This is a genomic window from Streptomyces sp. NPDC003042, assembly GCF_053591315.1.
In genome coordinates, this window is record NZ_JBSFTP010000173.1 from 1 (window position 1) to 2,454 (window position 2,454).

The following is a 2,454-nucleotide window of genomic DNA, read 5'->3' on the forward strand; positions in this document are numbered from 1 at the left end:
TTCCTCGACGCCCTCGCCCAGTACCGCCAGGCCGCCGGACTCCCGGCCACCTCACTGGCCTGGGGCCTGTGGGCCCAGGCCTCCACCATCAGCGGGCAGCTCGACGAGGCCGACCTCAAGCGCATCGAGCGCACCGGCCTGCTGCCGCTGTCCTCCGCCGACGCGATGGACCTCTTCGACGCGGCCCCCGGCACGGGCGAGGCGGTGCTCGCCGCGACCCGGCTGAACACGGCCGCGCTGCGCAAGCAGGCCGACGGTCCGCACCTGCTCTTCCGCGGGCTGGTCACGGCCGCCCCGCGCCGGGCCGCGGCCTCCGGCCAGGCGGCCGGCGGTTCCTCGCTGGCCCAGCGGCTGGGCGCTCTGTCCCCGGCCGAGCGGGACCAGGCCCTGACCGACCTGGTCCGGGCCCAGGTGGCGGCGGTGCTCGGGCACTCCGACCACAGCGGCATCGACGCCGACCGCGCCTTCCAGGAGCTGGGCTTCGACTCGCTGACCGCCGTGGAGCTGCGCAACCAGCTCAACTCCACCACGGGCATGCGGCTGCCGAGCACGCTGGTCTTCGACTACCCGAACCCGGCCGCGCTGGCCGCGCACCTGTCGGCCGAGCTGTTCGGGGGCGAGGAGAGCGCGGCGCCGGTCGTGGTGGCCGCGGACGCCTCCTCGCTGGAGCCGATCGCGATCGTCGGCATGGCCTGCCGCTACCCGGGCGGGGTCTCCTCCCCGGCGGACCTGTGGCGGCTCGTCGCCGAGGGCACGGACGCCATCACCGAGTTCCCCGTCAACCGTGGCTGGGACCTGGAGAACCTTTACCACCCGGACCCCGACCACACGGGCACCACGTACGCCCGGGGCGGCGGCTTCCTGCACGACGCGGACCTGTTCGACCCGGAGTTCTTCGGGATGTCCCCGCGCGAGGCGCTGGCCACCGACCCACAGCAGCGGCTCCTGCTGGAGACCGCGTGGGAGACCGTCGAGAACGCCGGGCTGGTCCCGGCGTCGCTGCGCGGCAGCCGTACCGGTGTCTTCGCCGGTGTGATGTACCACGACTACGGCTCCGCCCTCACGACGATCCCCGAGGACCTGGAGGGCTACCTGGCCAGCGGCAACGCGGGCAGCGTGGCCTCGGGCCGGGTCTCGTACACCCTCGGCCTGGAGGGTCCGGCGGTCACCGTCGACACGGCCTGCTCCTCCTCGCTGGTCGCCCTGCACCTGGCGGCGAACGCCCTGCGGGCCGGCGAGTGCGACCTCGCGCTCGCGGGCGGTGTCACGGTGATGTCGAGCCCGACGACGTTCGTGGAGTTCTCGCGTCAGCGCGGTCTGTCGCCCGACGGCCGCTGCAAGCCCTTCGCGGCCGGTTCCGACGGCACCGGCTGGAGCGAGGGCGTCGGCCTGCTGCTCGTGGAGCGGCTCTCGGACGCCGAGCGCAACGGGCACAACGTGCTCGCGGTCATCCGGGGCTCCGCGATCAACCAGGACGGCGCCTCCAACGGCCTGACCGCCCCGAACGGCCCCTCGCAGGAGCGGGTGATCCGCCAAGCGCTCGCCAACGCCGGTCTGAGCCCGGCCGACGTGGACGTCGTCGAGGCGCACGGTACGGGCACCACCCTCGGCGACCCGATCGAGGCGCAGGCGCTGCTGGCGACGTACGGGCAGAACCGTCCGGCGGAGCGGCCGCTGTGGCTGGGCTCGCTGAAGTCGAACATCGGGCACACGCAAGCCGCCGCCGGTGTCGGCAGCGTCATCAAGATGATCGAGGCCATGCGGCACGAGGTGCTGCCCCGGACCCTGCACGTGGACGCGCCGTCCGGGCACGTCGACTGGGAGGCGGGCGCCGTCTCCCTGCTGACCGAGCCGCGCGGCTGGGAGGAGTACGGGCGGCCGCGCCGCGCGGGCATCTCCTCCTTCGGTATCAGCGGGACCAACGCCCACGTGGTGATCGAGGCGCCCGCGGCCCGGCCGGAGCCGGCCCGGGAGGCCGGCGAGCCGCTGCCGGTGGTTCCGTGGGTGCTGTCCGGCAAGACCCCGCAGGCCGTGACGGCGCAGGCCGCGCGACTGCTGGAGGCGGCCGGCGGGGCGGACCCGCAGGACCTCGGTCTGACGCTGGCGACCGGCCGCTCGCTGTTCGAGCACCGGGCCGTGGTGGTCGGCCGGGACCGGGACGCGCTGCTGGACGGGCTGCGGGCGCTGGCGGCCGGTGCTTCGGCGCCGGGTGCGGTGCGTGACAGCCGTACGTCCGGGAAGACGGCGTTCCTGTTCACGGGTCAGGGCGCGCAGCGTACGGGGATGGGCGAGGAGCTGTACGCCGCGTTTCCCGCCTACGCCGCTGCCTTCGACGCTGTCACCGCCGAACTCGACCAGCACCTGGACCGGCCGGTCCGTGAGGTCATCGTCTCCGGTGAGGGCTTGGACGAGACGGGCAACACGCAGCCCGCGCTGTTCGCCGTCGAGGTCGCC

1 protein-coding gene is annotated in these 2,454 nt (G+C 74.4%); it reads left to right on the top strand.

Annotation, left to right across the window (positions count from 1 at the left end; translation table 11 throughout):
- Positions 1-2,454, top strand: a 2,454-nt coding sequence (locus ACWDYJ_RS36145; protein WP_451569842.1) for a type I polyketide synthase, incomplete at both ends; no start/stop codon positions are given.